The 2,251-nt window shown below is 38.5% G+C and carries 2 protein-coding genes; both read right to left on the minus strand.

Annotated features, from left to right (window positions below):
* Positions 1–125 precede the first annotated feature (125 nt).
* Positions 126–1,241, minus strand: coding sequence for an IS91 family transposase (locus ACOVQ4_RS18465; RefSeq protein WP_421822091.1), 1,116 nt, complete (start codon positions 1,239–1,241; stop codon positions 126–128).
* On the minus strand, positions 1,220–2,215 hold the full coding sequence (locus ACOVQ4_RS18470) for a tyrosine-type recombinase/integrase (protein WP_421822092.1): 996 nt from the start codon (positions 2,213–2,215) through the stop codon (positions 1,220–1,222). The genes ACOVQ4_RS18465 and ACOVQ4_RS18470 overlap by 22 nt, the downstream gene beginning before the upstream one ends.
* Positions 2,216–2,251 lie beyond the last annotated feature (36 nt).

Raw genomic sequence — 2,251 nt, forward strand, 5'->3', positions numbered from 1 at the left:
TTATCATATATTTATTTGAGAGCATATTCAGAGGATTTATGATCCTCTTTTTTTTTGCAGCGCAGTAAATGGTTTTTTTGCGTGTTTTCCTTCACATTTGGGCACAAGTGCCCTTACCCATAAAATTAGTTTTTAAGGGCTACTGGTTTTTGGCTACCACCAAGATACCAAGCAGGCGGTCCTCGCTTATCGAAAATGGCTAAGGTGTGTAAAATGCCAATTTTGCAACAAGAGCATTTCCTAACTGGGGTCGCTTTTTGCTTTTTTTCAACAGTTTTAGCTTTCAATTTTCCCTGCAAAAGCTTTAGCTTTTGTCTTTTCCAATTGCTACTCAAAAACCCAAAGTGTCGAATTTTTACAAAACGCTTGGGTAATATGTGTAAAGCAAATCGGTGTATGAATTCCTCGTGGCTTAAGGTCATTTGCTTTTTAAACCCGTTGTGTTTGTAGTCCTTATAATCAAAGGTTACAGTTTTCTGATCGATATGCTTAATTCGATGATTGCTGATGGCAATTTTATGCGTGTATCGACCTAAATATTCAACAACCGATTTCGGACTTCCGAAGGGTCTTTTAGCAAAAACAACCCATTGTTTATCCCATAATTTTGTTCTTATTTTTTGATATTGTTCAAGGTCTTTAATTTTAATTTTCTCACAATATTTAGCCCTAAAGACTTTTGATAGTGCTTTAACTGAAAACAAAAATTTCCCATCGCCTCTTATGTTTTGCCAGTTTCCATTTTTGTCAATACCACCACCAGGCACAATACAATGTAAATGTGGATGCAGACTTAAATTCTGTCCCCAAGTGTGCAAAATGGCAATCATGCCCATCTTAACACCTTTGTTTTTGCCGAAGGCAAACAACGTTTCCCAAGCAGCTTCAAATAAAGTGGCGTAAACCAACTTTGGGTCATGAATCGCTAATGAATTGATACTATCGGGAAGCGTGAATACCAAATGGAAATATGGTACAGGTAAGAGTTCAGTTTCTCTAGCTTGTATCCAATCATCCCGATTTTTCCCTTGACATTTAGGGCAGTGCCTGTTTCTGCAAGAATTGTAACTAATGCTGATGATGCCGCAGGCATCACAAGCATCAATATGTCCGCCTAAGGCGGACGTCCTACATTTTTTGAGTGCCGAAAGGGTTCTTAACTGCCAAGTGTTTAGGGATAAATCCCCAATGCGATTTCCTATTTTATTGAGTACATCGGCTACTTCCCAAGCCGGCTGCATTGTTCAAAAAGAGTATCTAACGGACTGAATACTTTTTGCGAGGATAGTTGTGCAATTTGTAAATATTCCATGGTGGTTTCAATGTTTTCATGTCCCAATAGATTTTTCAAGGAAACAATATCGAGTCCATCTTCAAGCAAATGAGTCGCATAGGAATGGCGGAGTGTATGCACGCATACCTCTTTTTTGATGCCCGCAAGGGCACTTGCTTGCTTGATAGCCCATTGCACGCCTCTTTGCGAATAACGAGAATCAAAATCGCCACCTGCACGATTGGCTAGCGGTTGTCCGTTAAAAATCCAGTCTTTGGGTTTTTCTGCTTCAAGATATACTTTCAAGCCCCGAATGAGATGTTCAGAAAGCGGCACATATCGGTCTTTTTTGCCCTTTCCTTGCACCACTCGCAACTGTTTACGGTCAAAATCAAGGTCTTGAATACGCACATTACGCACTTCCATACAACGTAATCCGCAGCCATAAAGAAGGCCAATCAATATTTTATGCTTGAGAAGCTTGGCTTTTTGAAGCATCTGCCATACTTCTTCTTTACTCAAAACAACGGGTAGTTTCTTCTCGTGTTTGATAGAAGGTAATCGTAAAAATTCATAGGGTAAACCCTCAGATTTCAAAAGAAAACGAAGGCCATAAACCGTATGCTTGAAATAAGATTGTGAGGGTGTTTTTGATTTCTTCTGAACAAAGTACAAGTAATCTTGTACTTGTTCAGGATCGAGTTGGGTGGGTATTTTACCAAAATAAAGCGAAATGGAAGCTACATGTCGAGCATAATTCTCAAAGGTAGATTGACTTTTACCAAGCACTGAAATGTTGCGCTCAAAACGATTGAGTAGTGCTTCAAATTCAGGTACTTCTCGCTTTGCTTGATTAAGAAGCTTGTCTTCTCTTAATTCTTCAAAATTCTTTTTTTTGTTGTCATAATGTATGAGGTTTTTAATTATTTTTGAAAAATACAATTTTATTCGGTTTATGCTACCGAAGGTTTAGTTCAA

The sequence above is a fragment of the Flectobacillus sp. genome (genome assembly GCF_049240685.1).
GTDB lineage: Bacteria > Bacteroidota > Bacteroidia > Cytophagales > Spirosomataceae > Flectobacillus.